The organism is Pseudomonas sp. YuFO20 (assembly GCF_035064975.1).
Lineage (GTDB): Bacteria > Pseudomonadota > Gammaproteobacteria > Pseudomonadales > Pseudomonadaceae > Aquipseudomonas > Aquipseudomonas putida_AE.
On record NZ_JAXDEO010000193.1, the window covers coordinates 1 to 412 of the forward strand.

Genomic DNA, 412 nt, shown 5'->3' on the forward strand with positions numbered 1-412 from the left:
CGATCGGCGGTGGCATTCCAAACAAGCGCGACGTGGGCACGGCGCCGCCAGCATGGGCGCGTCAAGGCGTGCTGGTACAGCAAATCGGCTCGCCGGGCATTTTGGCCGGCAGCTTCGTTGCAGGCCCACTGACCAATGTCACGACGGATGAAAGCCAACAGCCCATTCCGGGCCAAAGCTTTATGATCCCGTCGCATTAGGAGACTGCTCCAATGTGGGAAAAGATCAAGTCGCACCCGTGGGTGATCGCCGCCATCGTCGGCGTATTCCTGCTTGTGCTGTTCCTGTCGTCATCCTCGAATTCATCGGGGACGGCGGCGACGGCATCGAGCGGGAGCGGCAATGGCGATCAGCTGGCGGCCTATCAGGCATCGCTCAACCAGCAGGGCCAGATCGCATCGCTCGCCGCAGG

2 protein-coding genes are annotated in these 412 nt (G+C 62.4%); both read left to right on the forward strand.

What is annotated here, in order from left to right; all coding sequences use genetic code 11:
- On the forward strand, window positions 1–200 hold a 200-nt coding region (locus SOP85_RS31220; protein WP_323629437.1), incomplete at its 5' end, for a hypothetical protein.
- Window positions 201–212: 12 nt separating this feature from the next.
- Window positions 213–412, forward strand: a 200-nt coding sequence (locus tag SOP85_RS31225; protein ID WP_323629438.1) for a hypothetical protein, incomplete at its 3' end; no start/stop codon positions are given.